The organism is Streptomyces griseochromogenes, assembly GCF_001542625.1.
In the GTDB taxonomy this organism is placed as follows: domain Bacteria; phylum Actinomycetota; class Actinomycetes; order Streptomycetales; family Streptomycetaceae; genus Streptomyces; species Streptomyces griseochromogenes.
On sequence record NZ_CP016279.1, the window covers coordinates 9,262,933 to 9,278,722 of the forward strand.

Sequence of the window (15,790 nt, forward strand, 5' to 3'; positions counted from 1 at the left end):
GGAACACCACGGGCGACCTCTCCCGGCCCGCCTTGCGACCGGGAGGAAGAGGTTTACGGGGACGTGGCGTGCTCAGTGGACACGCCGACGGTCTAGGTTACGGGGCCACGACCGAGGGGGTCAAACCGGGCCCCACGGGTGTGCGGCCGGTCACGTGGACCGGCCGCACCTCCTGGATGTCAGCCCTCGTCGGTGGCGGCGGAGACCGTAGTGGTCTTCTTCGCCACCGTCTTGGCGGCGGCCGTCTTGGCGGTCTTCGCCGCCTTCTTGGCCGTCGTCTTCTTGGCTGCCGTCTTCTTGGCGGCGGTCTTCTTGGTGGCCGCCTTCTTCGCCGTGGCCTTCTTGGCCGCCTTGCGGGCGGTCTTCTTGGCCGGCACGGCCTCCTCCACCGCCTCGTCGGCGGCGGACCCGGCCACGGGTGCCTCGGCGGCGGTGGCCGGCACCACCACGACGGCCGCTTCCTCGGACGCGGTCGGCGCGGTGGCCTTGCGCACGGCACGACGGCGCGGGCGGGCCGGGGCCGCGCTCTCGGCGGGCGCCTCCTCGGCCGGAGCCGTAGCCGCGGGCTCGGGCCGCTCGGCCGGTGCCTCGACCGCCGGGGCGGCCTCGACGACCGTCACCACGGCCGCCTCGGCGACCGCCGGGGAACCGGCCGGTGCCGACACCTTCCGGGTCGCACGACGGCGCGTACGGCCCTTGGGCGCGGCCTCCTCGGCGACGGCCTCCTCGGCCGCGGCCTGCGGGGCCGCCGCCGGCTCCTCGACGGCGACCGGCTCGGCGGCCGTCACCGGCCGCACGGGAAGCGCGGCCTCCTCGGCGGCCGTGCCGGCCTGCGCCGACGGCTCCTCGACGGTCTCGGCGACCTGCGCGGCCTTCTGGCTCGCGGCCTTGCGGCTCTCGGCCTTCGGCGCACCGGCCGGAGCCGAGGCCCGGCGGCTCGCGCGGCGACGCGTACGGCCACGGGTGGCCGCCGCCTCCGCCTCGGCGATGCTGCTGTACAGCTCCTCGTCCGCCGCGAAGTCGGGGGCGGGGAGGGCGACGGGCTCGGCCACCTCGGCGACCACCTCGGCGACGGTCTCCACCTCCGGCTCGACGGCCTCGCCGGTCTCCGCGGCCACGGCGGCGGCCTCGTGCTCGTGCACATGGCCGTCACCACCGCGCCCGCGCTTCTTGCGCTTGCCGCCGCCACCGCCGGCGGCGGTCGGCTGCTCCATGTGCACGATGACGCCACGGCCGTTGCAGTGCACGCAGGTCTCGGAGAAGGACTCCAGCAGGCCCTGGCCGACCCGCTTGCGGGTCATCTGCACCAGGCCCAGCGAGGTCACCTCGGCCACCTGGTGCTTCGTGCGGTCACGGCCCAGGCACTCCAGCAGACGGCGCAGCACCAGGTCGCGGTTGGACTCCAGGACCATGTCGATGAAGTCGATCACGATGATGCCGCCGAGGTCGCGCAGCCGCAGCTGGCGCACGATCTCCTCGGCCGCCTCCAGGTTGTTCCTGGTGACCGTCTCCTCCAGGTTGCCGCCCTGGCCGGTGAACTTGCCGGTGTTGACGTCGACGACGACCATCGCCTCGGTCCGGTCGATCACCAGCGAACCGCCGCTGGGCAGCCAGACCTTGCGGTCCAGCGCCTTGGCGAGCTGCTCGTCGATCCGGTAGGTGGCGAAGGCGTCGACCTCGGAGGTCCACTTCGACAGCCGCTCGGCCAGGTCCGGGGCCACGTGCGAGACGTACCCGTGGATCGTCTCCCAGGCCTCGTCACCGCTGACGACGACCTTGGAGAAGTCCTCGTTGAAGATGTCACGCACGACCCGGACGGTCATGTCCGGCTCGCCGTACAGCAGCGTCGGGGCGTTGCCGCTCTTGGCCTTCTTCTGGATGTCCTCCCACTGCGCCTGCAGCCGCTCGACGTCCCGGCGCAGCTCCTCCTCGCTCGCGCCCTCGGCGGCGGTGCGCACGATGACGCCCGCGTCCTCGGGGACGATCTTCTTGAGGATGGTCTTCAGCCGGGCGCGCTCGGTGTCGGGCAGCTTGCGGCTGATGCCGGTCATCGAGCCCTCGGGGACGTACACGAGGTAGCGGCCCGGGAGGGAGACCTGGCTGGTCAGGCGGGCGCCCTTGTGACCGATCGGGTCCTTCGTCACCTGGACGAGGACCGACTGGCCGGACTTCAGGGCGGATTCGATGCGGCGCGGGCCGTTGGCCATGCCCAGCGCCTCGAAGTTGACCTCACCGGCGTACAGGACGGCGTTGCGGCCCTTGCCGATGTCGATGAAGGCGGCCTCCATCGACGGCAGCACGTTCTGGACCTTGCCCAGGTAGACGTTGCCGACGTACGAGGTCGACTGCTCCTTGTTGACGTAGTGCTCGACGAGCACGCCGTCCTCCAGGACGCCGATCTGGGTGCGGTCGCCGTGCTGGCGCACGACCATCACACGCTCGACGGCCTCGCGGCGGGCCAGGAACTCGGCCTCGGTGATGATCGGGACACGTCGGCGGCCCTGCTCACGGCCCTCCCGGCGGCGCTGCTTCTTCGCCTCGAGGCGGGTCGAGCCCTTGATGGACTGCACCTCGTCGGAGGGCTCGGCGGGCTTGCGGGGCTCGCGGACCTTGACGACCGTGCGCTCCGGGTCGTCGGCGGACGGCTCGGCGTCGGTGCCGCTGTCACCGGCCCGGCGACGACGACGGCGACGGCGGCGGCTGGAGCTGGAACCGCCGGACTCGTCGCCACGAGCGTCCTCGGCGTCCTCTTCATCCTGCTCGGCGGTGTCCTCGGCGTCCTGCGCGGCCTGCTCGGCGGCCAGTTCGTCCGCCTCGGCGTCGACACCCTCGCCCTCCGCGGCGTCACCGCGGCGACGGCGACGACCGCCCCGGCGGCGACGGCGGCGCGAACCGGACTCCTCGTAGCTCTCCGCGCCCTCGGTGCCCTCCGCCTCCTCGGCCTCAGCCTCGTCGGCCTCGGTCTCGCTGAGGTCCTCGGCGGACTCCTCGGGCTCCTCCGCCTCCGCCGGCTCCTCGGCCTCGGTGGCCTCCACGGTCTGCGTCTCCTCGGCGGCGCCCCGGCGGCGACGGCGGCGGCCACGCGCGCCGGCCTCGGCGCGCTCCTCCGCGGACTCCTCGGGCTCCTCCGCCTCGGCGGCCTCGGCGGCGGCCTCGGCGGCGGCCCGCTCCGGGGTCTGGAACTTCGGCTCGGCGAACACCGGCGCCTGGAAGACGGCCACGGTGGGCCTGGCCGGGCGACGCGGCGCCTCGGCCTCCGCGGCCTCGGCCGGCGCGGCGGCCGGGGAATGCGCGGGCGCGGAGAATCCGGCCGCGGCCTGCCGCACGACACGACGTCGACGGCGCGGGGCCGCACCCTCGGCGGGGGCCTCCGCGACGGGGGCCTGCGGCGCTTCGGCGGCGGGGGTCTCAGCGGCCTGCGCGGTCACAACGGGCTCGGCGATCTCGGTCTCCTCGGCGGACTGGGCGGCCTCGGCGGCGGTCTCCTCGGCCACGGCGGCACCGGTCGGCGCGGACACCCGACGGGTGGCACGACGACGGGCACGACGCGGAGCCGCCTCCTCGGCGGGAACCTCGGCAACAGGCGCCTCGGCGGCGGGGACCTGCTCGGTCTCGGCGGCCTCGGTCTCGGTCTCGGTCTCGGCAGCGCCGGTCGGCGCGGACACCCGACGGGTGGCACGACGACGGGCACGACGCGGAGCCGCCTCCTCGGCGGGAACCTCGTCGGCGGGCGCCTCGGCAGCGGGGGCGATGTCCACCGCGGGAGCGGCCGGAGCCTCCACGGCGGGAGCGGGCTCGGGCGTCTCGGCTGCCGTCGGCGCACCGGCGGGGGCGGAGGCGCGTCGGGTGGCGCGGCGGCGCGGACGGCCGGTGGCCGCGGCCTCGGCCGGCACGGTCTCCGTCTCGGCCTTCTTCTCGGCCTCGGCCTCGGCGGCGGTCTCGGACACGGCGGCGGGCACCGCGGTCTCCGCCGGCGCCGGAGATCCGGCGGGCGAGGAGGCACGGCGGCTGGCCCGGCGACGGGGACGGCCGGCAGACGCGGGCTCCTCGACGGCCTGAGCGGACGCGACGGCCTCGGCGGGCTCAGCGGATTCGGCGGCCTCGGCCGTGGCAACCGGTACGACCGTCTCCACGGCCTCCGCGGACGCGGGCGACCCGACGGGCGCGGAGGCACGGCGGCTGGCCCGGCGACGCGGACGGCCGGCGGGCGCGGGCTCCTCGACGGCGGCGGGCTGCTCGGCCACGGTCTCGGCCTCGGCCTTCTCCTCCGCTTCGATGATGTCGTCGGCCTCCGCGGCCGGTATGGCCGGCACGGTGACCTCTTCGGTGGCCTCGGTCGCGGCCGGCGGGCCTGCCGGGCGAGAGGCGGCACGGCGACGCCTGCGCGGCGGCAGGGTGTCGCTCGGGGTGTTCAGTTCGGAACCCTCATGGGGTTCGGTCGGCTCGAGCATGCGGGCGTATCTCCCGTCAGGCTCCCGGGCGCCGCGCCTGGTCCGGCGTCGGTCTCGATGGACCGTCCGCCGTTGACGTCCGCGGCCCGCGCGATGCGCGATGGCCGCCGTCCGGGGCGCGGGCGCCACACGGGAGCACTCTGTGTCCTGTCTCACCGGTTCCGTACGCCTTGTCGGTACGGCCTGGCGAAAGTCTTCTGGTCGGTGCGCTGCCCGACCCAGGTGGCTCCCGAGTACGAGGGCTGCGCTTCGACGTCCGTCCCTACGCGGAACCTTCCGGCGTCGGCGCCGTCGCGGCGGCAGCCGGTTGAGCCGTCAGGGCCTCGGCTGCCTCGCGGTCGGGCGCGAGCGGGTCGGTCACCGTGCCGGTCTCTTCATCGAACAGCCCCTGCGCCAGCCTGGTCACCGCTGCGGGGACCGGCGGCGCCAGGTCGGCCACGGCGCGGAGACCGGACAGGACGTCGTCGGGTCGTACGGCAGGCGTCACGTGCCGAACAACCAGCCGCAGTATCGCACAGGGCTGGTCGCTCGGCCTATCAGCCTGCGAACTGTGCGTTTCCAGTTGAACGACGGCCGGGCGGGCGTCGAAGGTGCGGACGCCGCTCTTGGTCATGCGCTGCACCTCGACGGTGTCGGCCTTGGTGAAGGCCTCTACCGCACCCTGGGCGTCGACGGGGTCGACGCCGTCCAGCCGCAGCTCCCAGACGGAGGCCGTGAGCCGGTCCGCGAGGCCCGAGGTCCGTGCCTCGACCGCGTCGACGATGTCCAGCCCGTCGGGCAGGGACTCGTCGAGCAGCGCGCGCAGGGTCTCGGGGTCGCGCGGCTCGGTCAGCGCGATCTCCAGGTACTCCGCCTCACTGCCCGTGCCGGTGGGTGCGGCATTGGCGTACGACACCTTCGGGTGCGGTGTGAACCCCGCCGAGTACGCCATGGGCACCTCGGCGCGGCGCAGCGCACGCTCGAAGGCGCGCTGGAAGTCACGGTGGCTGGTGAACCGGAGGCGGCCGCGCTTGGTGTAGCGCAGTCGGATGCGCTGCACCGCGGGTGCGGGCGGCGGGCCTTCGGGCTGTCGCTTGCCCAGTGTCCTAGTCCTTCGTGAGAGCGGTCCTACTGCTACCAAGAGTACGTGCCGCACGGCCCGCGGGTTCCCGCCGGTTCTCGGCGCCTGCCCCGCGGCCGGCCCGCCCCGCTCTCCGAAGATCCACCGGAAGAGGGTGCCGGGACCGCCGCGGCGTGCGTCCGGCCGGATCCGGCTATGCCATGCGCGCCTTGTACGACTCCGGGTAACGCTGGGTGAACTTCACGGCCCACACCAGCAGGGCGATGGGGATGAGCCCGGCGCACGGCCCGGACGAGGCCGGCCCGACGGGTCCGTAGTGAGCGGCTCTTGTCACCGAACGGCCGCAGCACGGTAACGCCTTGAACTGTGCACGCCAGAGTGATGACATCCGGCCGCTCCGGCTGATTCGATGGAGTGACGCACGTCACGATCCTTGGGGGGCGACAATGCACTGGTACGTGGACGTACTGAAGAAGTACGTGGTGTTCAACGGCCGCGCACGGCGGCAGGAATACTGGATGTTCTTCCTGTTCAACGTGATCATCAGCATCGTGCTGGCGATCATCGACGCCGCCATGGGGTCGAGCGTCCTGGGCATCATCTACGCCCTCGCCACGCTGCTGCCCGGGCTCGGGGTCACCGTCCGCCGTCTGCACGACACGGACCGCTCGGGCTGGTGGATCCTCATCGCGCTGATCCCCCTGATCGGCACGATCATCCTCATCGTCTTCCTCGCCACCGAGGGCAAGGCGGAGCCGAACCAGCACGGCCCCAACCCGAAGTACGCGCCGGCCGTCTGAGCCCGCGACGCACCGAGAAGGCCCGCCGGAGTTCCCCGGCGGGCCTTTCCTCGCTTCGCCCGCGGTTCGGTTAGGGTCGCTCGACCACCTTCCTCGCACATCTCCCCTTCGTCACATCCATCCTGAACAGCCATCAGGGAGGGCACAACGGCGGAGAACAGTCGCCGGCGCCTGGTCAGAACGCTGACGTTCTGGCTGCGTCCCGCCTTCGCGCTCGGGGTCCTCAACCGCTTCCAGCGAGTCGCGGGTTTCGACCGCTCGATGGCCCTGGCCTCCAGCGCCCTGACCGCACTGGTCCCGCTCTCGATCCTGGGCGGCACCCTGCTGGGCAGCCTCACCTCCTACGACGCCGCGCAGCGGATCATCAAGCGGTACGGCCTCACCGGAGCGGGTGCCCAAGCGGTGAACGCGCTCTTCTCTCCCGCCGAGGGCACCAGCACGAGCGTGGGCGTGTTCGGCACGCTGTTCCTGGCGATCTCGGCCCTGAGCTTCACCCGGGCCCTGCAGCGCCTGTTCGAACAGACCTGGGAACTGAGGCCGCTCAGCGTGCGCAACACGCGCAACGGCCTGTGGTGGCTGCTGTCCGCCGGCGGCTACGGGCTGGTCACCGCGTGGCTGAACGCCGCCCTCGGCACCGGCCGGACCGGCCTTGCGGTCGCGGTCTGCGAGGTGCCGGTGACCGCCGTCTTCCTGATCTGGAGCGGCCATGTGCTGTCCGGCAGAAGGATCGCCTGGCGGGACCTGGTCCCCTTCGGCGTCGCGGCGGCCGTCGTGACGACCGTCTATTCCGCGGCCACGACCCTCTACCTGCCGCATCTGTTCAACACCTCCGCCGCGCGCTACGGCGTGGTCGGCGCGGTCTTCGCACTGATCTCGGCGCTCTTCGGTTTCATGCTCGCCGTCGTCGGATCGGCCGCGCTGGGGCGCGAGGTGCGGGACGAGCTGTCCCGGATCGCCCAGGGGCGGCGCACCCCGGACGACGAGGTCCGCCGCCAGTGGGACGGCCTGGTCGAGCAGACCCGGTCGCGCTGGCGCTCCGTACGGCGGCAGGTGTCCCGCCACCGGCACGGGCACCCGCACGATCGCTGAGCAGGGCCTGGGATGCCGGGCCCCGCGCCGCTCATGGAGGCCGGACGGCCTCAGAGGGAACCGACGACCTTGCGCGGGGTGATGCGGACCACCACGCGTTCCGCGTCGTCCTTCGCCGCCGGGTTGAAGTCCGCGTAGTCCTTGCCCGTGTACTTACGGGAGAGCTCGTCGATCAGCCGCTGCCCGCCCTCGGTGGTCATCGTGGCCGTACCCCGGATCTCGGCGTAGGTGTACGGCGCGTCCGGCGGGTTGATCATGACGGTCACGCGGGGGTCCCGGCGGAGATTCGCTTCCTTGCGGCGGCCGACGGTCGTGGAGACCAGCAGGTCGTCACCGTCACGGGTGACCCAGGTGATCGACAGCTGGGGGCTGCCGTCGGGCTGGACGGTGGCCAGACACACGAACATCGGATTGTCGTCGATGAGAGCCTTGAGGTCGTCCGAGAGTCGAGCCGGCACAGTGCGGTCCTTTCTTCGGCCGCCCCCGTCCGGAAACGGCCTCATCAGCCTAGAAAGGATCACATCGACGCTCTTGGACCAACGCGCCGACCGAGCGGCCGGCCCGCCTCGACGGGGCCGGCGGGTCAGTCGGCCGCGGTGGAACAGTCCTCCGGCCCGGTGCCCATGAGATCGCACAGGGCGGCGTCGGCCCGGCCCTCCACGATCACGCTCGTGCCGGCACCGGAATGATCTCCCGGTGCTACTGGCCGTCCACCGGCGGAAGGTCCTGCTCCGTCCAGATGGTCTTGCCGGTGGAGGTGTAGCGCGTGCCCCAGTGGTGGGTCATCTGGGCGATGATGAACAGGCCCCGGCCTCCCTCGTCGTCGCTCGCGGCGTGCCGCAGATTGGGCGTGGTGTGGCCGGTGTCGGACACCTCGCAGATCAGGGTCCGGTCGCGGATCAGACGCACCTGGATCGAGCCGCCGACGTAACGGATGGCGTTGGTGACCAGCTCGCTGACGATGAGCTCGCTGGTGAACGACAGATCGTCCAGCCCCCAGTCGCGCAGCTGCTTGCTGACGGCGGTGCGGATGGTGGCCACCCCCGCCGGGTCCGGAAGCAGCGCCCACTCGGCGAACCGGCTCCGGTCGAGCAAGCGCGTGCGCACCACGAGCAGCGTCGCGTCCACGTCCACCGGCCCGGGCAGCAGCTTGGCCACCGCCCGGTCGCACAGCTTCTCCAGGGACCCCCGGTCGCCGGCGAGGACCTCGGCCAGCCGCTCGAGCCCGGCGTCACGGTCGTCGGCCGCCTGGAGGAGGCCGCCCGTGAAGAGGGCGACGAGACTGCCCGGCTCGAAGTCCAGCTCCGCGCTCTGGTAGGGCGGGCCGCCGATACCCAGCGGCGGTCCGGTCGGCAGGTCCGGATAGCCGACGACGCCCGTGCGCGGTTCGACGACCGCCAGCACCGGCTCCCCGGCCCGCGCCAGACTGCACTTTCCCGAGACCGGGTCGTACACCGCGTACAGGCAGGTCACACCCAGGCCCGCGTCGGCCCGCGACCTCAGGCGGCGCGGGCCGCGGCCCGTCCCGCCCTCGTGCGCGGCCTGCTCGACCAGGTCGTCCAGGCGGGACAGGAGCTCGTCCGGGCTCAGGTCCAGCCGGGCCAGGACGCGCACGCCCGTGCTCAGGCGTCCCATGGTGGCCGCGGCGCGCATGCCGTGACCGAGCACGTCCCCGACGACCAGGCCCACCCGGGTGCCCGACAGCGGGATGACGTCGTACCAGTCGCCGCCCACCCCGGACCCGCTGTCGGCGGGCAGATAGCGGCTCGCCGCGTCGACGGCGGCGTGCCGCGGCAGGCGGTGTGGAAGCAGACCCCGCTGGAGTTTGAGGGCCACGGTGTGACCGCGGGTGACCAACGGCATCAGCAGGAAACCGATCAGCAGGGCGCCGAGGCCCAGCACGGTGACCCCGCCGGTCCTTCCGATCAGCGGCAGGTCGACGCTGGTCGTGCCGTACCGGGGGTCCGAGTAGACGACGAAGGCCGCGTAGAGGAACAGCAGGGCCATCATCAGCCCGCCGAGCCCGGGCAGTACGCCCTTGAAGACCAGGTCTTTGACGCTGCGGGTGAGGACCTTGCGGTGGTACCAGACGCAGGCGAACCCGGTCAGTCCGTACTGGAAGGCGATCGCGAGGCCGACCGAGTCGATCGAGTCGGCCAGGATGTTCCGGCTGAACGACGTCAGCAGGACCAGCACGGCGATGGAGACCGCTCCCATGCCGACGGTCCCCCAGATCGGGGTGAGAAACCTGCGGTGGATCAGGGCGAACCGGGCGGGGACCGCCTTGTGGACCGCCATGGAGAAGACGGTCCTGGCCAGGGGCAGGATGGTGGTCTGGGCCGAGGCCAGCGAGGAGGTCAGCACCATGAGGATCAGCAGTCTCGACAGGAGCATCCCCGTGTCGTGGCTCCCGAAGACGGCCTCGCCCAGTCCGGAGAACACGTCGTCCGAGTTGTTCGCGTTGCCGAGCCCGACGCCCGAGGTGCCGACTCCGGCGAACGCCTGCGCCGACGTGGACACCAGCCCGTACATGACCAGGAGCAGCACGGTGGACAGGACCGCCGCGCGTCCGGGGACACACGCGCTGTCGACGGTTTCCTCGTTGACCGAGAACGCGGTGTCCCAGCCCCAGTAGATGAAGACCCCCGCGAGGATGCCCGAGGTCAGGGCCGCCGCCGAGGGCACCTCGAAGGGGTTGAACCAGGACGCGGAAACGTGGATCGCCGTCGCGGGAGGGTCGGCGTAGACCCTGACCAGCGCGGTGACGGCGAACAGGATCAGCATGACCACTTCCAGGCACAGCAGCCAGCGCTGGACGGCCGCCGAGAACTCGATGCCGACGTAGCAGACCGCGGTGAGCACGGCGATCCAGGCGATGCCCGCCACTGTGGTCCACAGCCGGTTCTCCGCCAGGGCGTCCAGGCCCACCAGTCGGAAGCCGTAGGCGGCGGCGATCTCGGCGAGGCTCACCATGACGATGATGTCGGCGACGATGATGCCCCAGCCGCCCATCCAGCCGGTGCGCGGCCCGAAGGCACGGGTGGACCAGGTGAAGGTGGTCCCGCAGTCGGCGTTGCTCGCGTTGAGCTCCCGGAAGGCGTACGCGACCAGCAGCATCGGGATGAACGCCAGCATGGTGACGATGGGCGCCTGCAGTCCGACCCCGGCCACGATGACGCCCAGCGTGGCGGCGAGGCTGTACGCCGGGCCGGTGGAGGCCAGGCCCATGGCCACTGAGGAGAACATGCCCAGGGCGTCGCTCTTGAGCCCTTTCCGGCCGGCCCCCGTCCCGGGAGCGGGGCGGCCGGGGGACATGGCGCCGCCGAAGTGCCTCACCACTTGATTCCAACGCCGGGCCAGTGCCCTCCGCAACAGCGCAGGGCCGACGGGGTCCCGACGCCTGCGGGACCGGAGCGGTGCCGCAGGCGGCCGACGGCCCGGCCGGACGGGTCACGGAGCCGTACTCGCTACTCGACGGCCGGGTCCTCCTGCCCATGCCGCAGAGCCTGCTCGACCGCCTGCTCCACCTCGTGCGGACTGGCCTGGGTCGCTTCGGCGTAGGCGGTGACGGCCGCCTTCACGGCGTCCGCGGCCGCGCGCCAGCGGCGGCACTGCTCGTCGTACTCGTCGCCGGTGAGACCTGCGAGGCGGGCACGTTCTTCTTCGGCGGAATGCTCCAGCTTGATCAATTCGTCGGGGATGTCTGCCACGACCAACGATCCTATGCGCGCCCGGCGGCACACCGCCCTCGCGCGTACCGCCCGATCGAGCTCTCTTTCGCACATCGCTCTTACGACGGACATCGGCAAACCGCTCGCGCGGGGGATCTCGGCCGGGTCGGCGGATGGGAGGCTGTGACCAGCGAAAACGTTCAAGGGGGAAATGATGATCCACCGTTCGGCAATCCGCCGGCTGAGCGCCGCCACCGCCATCACCGCCGTCGTGCTGCTGTCCGCCTGCTCCACGCTGGACCCTGACAAGCACCGCGTGGTCGGCTACGGCGTGAGTGCGCCGGTGCACAAGCTGGTCATCAAGGGCGGCACAGGGGACGTACGGGTGACCGGCGGTGGTTCGACGGTCAGGGTCACCGAGAGGCAGAGCTACAGGAGCGCTCCACCGCACACCACGCACTCCACCGCCGCCGACGGCACGCTGACCCTGACCTACGACTGCCAGGACTGCGGCGTCGACTACGACGTACGGGTCCCGACCGGTACGGCGGTCTCCGTCGACGAGGGCACCGGTGACGTGTCGCTCACCGCCCTGGGCGGCCCGGTGAAGGCCGACACCGGCACCGGCACCATCACCGGCACGCGGCTCACGGCCCAAGAGGCCCGCTTGACCACGCAGACCGGCGGTGTCCGGGCGGCCTTCAGCCGCCCCCCGTCCGTCGTCCACGCCACCACCCAGACCGGCAGTGTCGACATCGCCGTCCCGCGCGGCACGCCGTACGCGGTCCAGGCCGGTGCTCAGACCGGCAAGGTCGATGTCGGTGTCGACCGGGCCGACGACAGCCCGCGCTCCATCACGGCGAGGGCCCAGACCGGTGACGTCACGGTCGAGGCGGCGTGAGCTCGCTTCTCCACGGGAGGACATGGCGGCGGCTGCTGCCCACCCTTCCCGCGTGGGCCCGGGACACCTCCCTCACGCTGCTCGCGGCGGTGGTCGGCGTGCTGTCCGTGCTGCAGAGCGAGTACATCCGCACCTGGTGGGTCTACGCACTGGCGCTCGGCACGGCGGTGCCCGTCCTGTGGCGTCGCCGGTCGCCCTTCGCCTGCCTGCTGCTGATGGCACCTTTCTCCGAAGGCATCAGCCTCTGGGCACACTGGGCGTATCCGCAGGTGCCGGTGGCCGCGATCGTCCTGATCTACACCGTCGCCGAGCGGGGGGCCGACTGGCAACGCTGGTTCACCCTGGCCGCCGTCACGGTCATCACCGTCCTGAGCACCTACAGCCCCAATGGGGCGATCTTCAGCTGGCTGCCCCTGGCGGGCGGCTACATCCTCGGGTCCACCGTGCGGGAGCTGCGCCGGTCCGTCCGCACGCAGGCCGAGCGCGCCGCGCACCTGGAGCGCGAGGCCGCCGTCCGGGCCGCCCGTGCCACCGTCGAGGAACGGGCCAGGATCGCCCGCGAGATGCATGACATCCTGGCGCACGCGGTCAGCCTGATGGTCGTGCAGGCGGAGGCCGGACCGGTCGCGGTGCGCACCCATCCCGACCGGGCGATCGCCGCGTTCGACGCCATCGCCGACTCAGGACGCGACGCCATGGCCCAACTGCGCCGGATGCTGGACGTGCTCAAGGAGGACGGGGGCGCCCCGGAGCGCTCCCCGGCGCCCACCCTGGACGACCTGCCCGCCGTACTGGACCGGGTCCGCGCCTCCGGCATCCGCTGCGCGTTCCACACCTCGGGCCTCGACGGTGCCGAACCACCGCAGGACGTGGCCGCCGCCGCGTACCGGATCGTCCAGGAGGCGCTCACCAACACGGTCAAGCACGCCTCGGCGAGCAGTGTCGAGGTCCGCGTCGACCGCACCGAGTCCGCTCTGGAGATCACGGTCGGCGACGACGGCCGCGGCGTACCGGTACCGTCGTCCCACCACGGCGGCCTCTGGTCGGGCGGACGCGGCCTGATCGGCATCCGGGAACGCGCCGCCGCCTGCGGTGGCTCGGCCACCGCGGGTCCCGGCCCGGGCGGCCGGGGATTCGTGGTCACCGCCTGTCTGCCGACGGACTCCGGAAGGACATGAGGACACGGGATGCAGCCGATCCGGGTGGTCGTCGCCGACGACCAGGAACTGGTACGGGCCGGGTTCGCCATGATCCTCGATGCCCAGCCGGACATCGAGGTGGTCGCTGAAGCGGCCGACGGCGCCCAGGCGATCGAGGCGGTGGCCGAGCACGCCCCGGACGTGCTGTTGCTCGACATCCGGATGCCGGTGACGGACGGCATCGAGGCGGCCCGCCAGGTGTGCGCCGCCGGCCCCTGCAAGGTGATCATGCTCACGACGTTCGACGTCGACGACTACGTGTACGAGGCGTTGTACGCGGGCGCCAGCGGGTTCCTCCTCAAGGATGTGCGACGGGACGACCTGGTCCACGGGGTACGGATGGTCGCGGCCGGCGAGGCGCTGCTCGCGCCGTCGGTGACGCGGCGGCTGATCGCCGAGTTCACCGGCCGTGGAGCACCGTCGGGTGGCGTGCGGGTGCCCTCCGCGCGGCTCGGTCAGCTCACGGTGCGGGAGCGGGAGACGCTGCGTCTGCTGGCTCGGGGGTTGTCCAACGCCGAGATCGCCGCCGAACTGGTGGTCAGCGAGCACACGGTGAAGACGCACGTCAGCAATGTGCTGTCGAAACTGGGGCTGCGGGACCGGGTGCACGCGGTGGTCTTCGCCTACGAGGCCGGCGCGGTCGTCCCCGGCCAGGAGTGAGACTCCCTGCGGGGATCACCCGTTGTGCCCGCGAGCGGGCACGGGTGGGCCGAGCGTTCGGCGCGGACCTGGGGCGGTCAGCGTTCGGCGTGCGCATCCGCGGGAGCGGCGGCGGCCTGTACGAGGTTGTGCTCCAGGCGTTCCAGGGTGTGCAGGGCCGCGGTCCGCTCGTCGGCCGAGAGGTCTGCCGCCACGAGGTCTTCGAGCTGGGCCCAGACCCGTTCGACCTCTCGGCGCAAGGCGTGGCTGGCCGCTGTGGGTTCGATGAGGGACGCCCGCTTGTCGGTGGGTGAGGGACGGCGGCGGACGAAGCCGGCCTGTTCCAGGCGTCGGACGGTGCGGGTCATGGTCGCGGCGTCGGAGTCCATCAGGCGCACCAGGTCGGCCTGCCGCTGGGGGCCGAGTTCCCACAGGTGCATCATGACCAGCTCCTGGCCCGGGTGCAGGCCGATGCGGCGCAGCAGCTGTCCCGCGAACATGCGGTGCAGACGGGCCAGGCGGAAGATCGCATGACTGATCGGGCCGCCGCCGGCCGCGGCGGGCACCGGGACGGTGGCCTCCTGTCCCGTCCCCGCGGGACCCGATCCGGCTTCCGGTGTGGACTGCGCCATGTCTTCCTCACTTTCCTGCCCGAGCAACTTGATCCTACCTCTCAGTAGGCAAGCCCGCGGGCCGTCCAGACTTCCGCAAAGGAAGGGCCAGGCAGGACTATGTGACGCGCTTCACATTCGACACCGGGAATGACTGCCCTGGATTTACCTGTTCGGACAGGTGATTTACTTGTTCGGACAGGCAATCGCGGTGCGGGCATCGTGCGCCCGGGCCGCGCAGCAGCACTCATCCCGAAGGAAGAAGCCATGACCACTGCATTCGATCCGATCGACCTGGGCGGCAAGCGCCTGGCCAACCGCGTCGCGATGGCACCGATGACCCGCAGCCGCGCCTTCGGGCCCGGCGCCGCACCGACCGAGCTGATGGCGACGTACTACGCGCAGCGCGCCGGCGCCGGGCTGATCGTCACCGAGGGCGTCCAGCCCTCGCCGGTCGGCCAGGGCTACCCCGACACCCCCGGCCTGCACACGCCCGCGCAGGTGCGGGCGTGGCGGACGGTGACCGATGCCGTGCACCGCGAGGGCGGCGTGGTCTTCGCCCAGCTGATGCACACCGGCCGGGTCGGCCACCCCAGCCTGCTGCCCGACGGTCTGGTGCCGGTGGGCCCGTCGGCGGTGGCCGCCAAGGGCCAGGTCTTCACCCACGAGGGACCGAAGGACTTCGTGACGCCGAAGGAGCTGAGCGAGGCGGAGATCCGGCAGACGATCGCCGACTTCGCGGACGCGGCCCGCAACGCCGTCGAGGCCGGGTTCGACGGCGTGGAGATCCACGGCGCCAACGGCTACCTGGTCCACCAGTTCCTCGCGCCCGGCACCAACCGGCGCACCGACGCCTGGGGCGGCACCACCGAGGGCCGGATCCGCTTCGCGGTGGAGGTCGTCACGGCGGTGGCCGAGGCGATCGGCGGCCACCGGGTCGGTCTGCGGATCTCGCCCGGAAACCCGTACAACGACATGTCCGAGGACAATCCGGGCGAGGTCTACCCCGCCCTGCTGGACCGGCTCGCCGGCCTGGAGCTGGCCTACCTGCACCTGCTGGAAGGGCCGGACCGCGACCTCACGGCGCGGCTGCGCAAGGCATGGTCCGGCACGTTCGTCCTCAACCCGTTCACCTACCCCGACACCACCGGCCCTGACGCGCTGGCCCTGATCGAGGACGGGAGCGCGGACATGATCGCCTACGGGGCACTGTTCCTGGCCAACCCCGACCTGCCCCGGCGTCTGGCCACCGGCGGTCCGTTCAACACGCCGGACCAGGCCACCTTCTACGGCGGCGACCACCGCGGCTACACCGACTACCCCGCCCTCACCGGCTGAGCGGCGACCGGACCGGCCCGGCCGCACCGTG

At 72.4% G+C, this 15,790-nt stretch carries 13 protein-coding genes; 6 read left to right on the top strand and 7 right to left on the bottom strand.

The window, feature by feature from the left end; translation table 11 throughout:
- Positions 1-179: 179 nt before the first annotated feature.
- From AVL59_RS40295 to AVL59_RS52845, 3 genes are all read right to left on the bottom strand, one after another.
- Entirely contained in the window at positions 180-4,451 is a 4,272-nt protein-coding gene (locus tag AVL59_RS40295) for an Rne/Rng family ribonuclease (RefSeq protein ID WP_208870533.1), read from the bottom strand.
- A gap of 262 nt (positions 4,452-4,713) precedes the next feature.
- Positions 4,714-5,490 carry a TIGR03936 family radical SAM-associated protein gene (locus AVL59_RS40300; protein ID WP_067314410.1) on the bottom strand — a complete coding sequence of 259 codons (777 nt, stop codon included), beginning with the start codon at positions 5,488-5,490 and terminating at the stop codon, positions 4,714-4,716.
- 214 nt (positions 5,491-5,704) lie between these two features.
- On the bottom strand, positions 5,705-5,845 hold the full coding sequence (locus AVL59_RS52845; RefSeq protein ID WP_159400198.1) for a hypothetical protein: 141 nt from the start codon (positions 5,843-5,845) through the stop codon (positions 5,705-5,707).
- Positions 5,846-5,957: 112 nt separating this feature from the next.
- Between AVL59_RS52845 and AVL59_RS40305 the strand changes: the two genes are divergently transcribed.
- Both AVL59_RS40305 and AVL59_RS40310 read left to right on the top strand, forming a co-directional pair.
- Positions 5,958-6,311: a DUF805 domain-containing protein gene (locus tag AVL59_RS40305; RefSeq protein ID WP_067314411.1), complete on the top strand. Its 354-nt coding sequence runs from the start codon at positions 5,958-5,960 to the stop codon at positions 6,309-6,311.
- A 261-nt stretch (positions 6,312-6,572) separates the two neighbouring features.
- Positions 6,573-7,400, top strand: a complete 828-nt coding sequence (locus AVL59_RS40310) for a YihY/virulence factor BrkB family protein (protein ID WP_067314413.1) — start codon at positions 6,573-6,575, stop codon at positions 7,398-7,400.
- 50 nt (positions 7,401-7,450) lie between these two features.
- On the opposite strand, the gene AVL59_RS40315 is transcribed toward AVL59_RS40310, so the two are convergent.
- The 3 genes from AVL59_RS40315 to AVL59_RS40325 form a co-directional block, all read right to left on the bottom strand.
- Entirely contained in the window at positions 7,451-7,858 is a 408-nt protein-coding gene (locus tag AVL59_RS40315; protein ID WP_067314414.1) for a PPOX class F420-dependent oxidoreductase, read from the bottom strand.
- A gap of 241 nt (positions 7,859-8,099) precedes the next feature.
- Positions 8,100-10,736 (bottom strand): amino acid permease, encoded by a 2,637-nt coding sequence (locus AVL59_RS55330; protein ID WP_237281800.1) that lies wholly within the window; start codon positions 10,734-10,736, stop codon positions 8,100-8,102.
- 131 nt (positions 10,737-10,867) lie between these two features.
- Positions 10,868-11,110, bottom strand: a complete 243-nt coding sequence (locus tag AVL59_RS40325; protein WP_237281801.1) for a hypothetical protein — start codon at positions 11,108-11,110, stop codon at positions 10,868-10,870.
- A gap of 172 nt (positions 11,111-11,282) precedes the next feature.
- On the opposite strand from AVL59_RS40325, the gene AVL59_RS40330 reads away from it, so the two are divergent.
- The 3 genes from AVL59_RS40330 to AVL59_RS40340 are packed head-to-tail and all read left to right on the top strand — an operon-like array spanning position 11,283 to position 13,831.
- Positions 11,283-11,972, top strand: a complete 690-nt coding sequence (locus AVL59_RS40330; RefSeq protein WP_237281802.1) for a DUF4097 family beta strand repeat-containing protein — start codon at positions 11,283-11,285, stop codon at positions 11,970-11,972.
- Complete coding sequence (locus tag AVL59_RS40335) at positions 11,969-13,150, top strand: sensor histidine kinase (RefSeq protein WP_067314417.1); 1,182 nt, start codon at positions 11,969-11,971, stop codon at positions 13,148-13,150. Before AVL59_RS40330 ends, AVL59_RS40335 begins: the two co-directional genes overlap by 4 nt.
- A gap of 9 nt (positions 13,151-13,159) precedes the next feature.
- The gene (locus tag AVL59_RS40340) at positions 13,160-13,831 is read left to right on the top strand and encodes a response regulator (protein WP_067314419.1); all 672 of its coding nucleotides are present in this window, start codon (positions 13,160-13,162) and stop codon (positions 13,829-13,831) included.
- Between the two features lie 77 nt (positions 13,832-13,908).
- On the opposite strand, the gene AVL59_RS40345 is transcribed toward AVL59_RS40340, so the two are convergent.
- The gene (locus AVL59_RS40345; RefSeq protein ID WP_067314420.1) at positions 13,909-14,442 is read right to left on the bottom strand and encodes a MarR family winged helix-turn-helix transcriptional regulator; all 534 of its coding nucleotides are present in this window, start codon (positions 14,440-14,442) and stop codon (positions 13,909-13,911) included.
- A 246-nt stretch (positions 14,443-14,688) separates the two neighbouring features.
- Here AVL59_RS40345 and AVL59_RS40350 point away from each other — a divergent pair, with 246 nt between their 5' ends.
- Entirely contained in the window at positions 14,689-15,759 is a 1,071-nt protein-coding gene (locus AVL59_RS40350; RefSeq protein WP_067314422.1) for an alkene reductase, read from the top strand.
- Positions 15,760-15,790 lie beyond the last annotated feature (31 nt).

Excerpts from the sequence above, each read along its gene's own strand:
- AVL59_RS40340 (WP_067314419.1), top strand. The coding sequence starts at position 13,160 with ATGCAGCCGATCCGGGTGGTCGTCGCCGACGACCAGGAACTGGTACGG.
- AVL59_RS40295 (WP_208870533.1), bottom strand. The coding sequence starts at position 4,451 with ATGCTCGAGCCGACCGAACCCCATGAGGGTTCCGAACTGAACACCCCG.
- AVL59_RS40330 (WP_237281802.1), top strand. The coding sequence starts at position 11,283 with ATGATGATCCACCGTTCGGCAATCCGCCGGCTGAGCGCCGCCACCGCC.
- AVL59_RS40345 (WP_067314420.1), bottom strand. The coding sequence starts at position 14,442 with ATGGCGCAGTCCACACCGGAAGCCGGATCGGGTCCCGCGGGGACGGGA.
- AVL59_RS40305 (WP_067314411.1), top strand. The coding sequence starts at position 5,958 with ATGCACTGGTACGTGGACGTACTGAAGAAGTACGTGGTGTTCAACGGC.
- AVL59_RS40350 (WP_067314422.1), top strand. The coding sequence starts at position 14,689 with ATGACCACTGCATTCGATCCGATCGACCTGGGCGGCAAGCGCCTGGCC.
- AVL59_RS40310 (WP_067314413.1), top strand. The coding sequence starts at position 6,573 with ATGGCCCTGGCCTCCAGCGCCCTGACCGCACTGGTCCCGCTCTCGATC.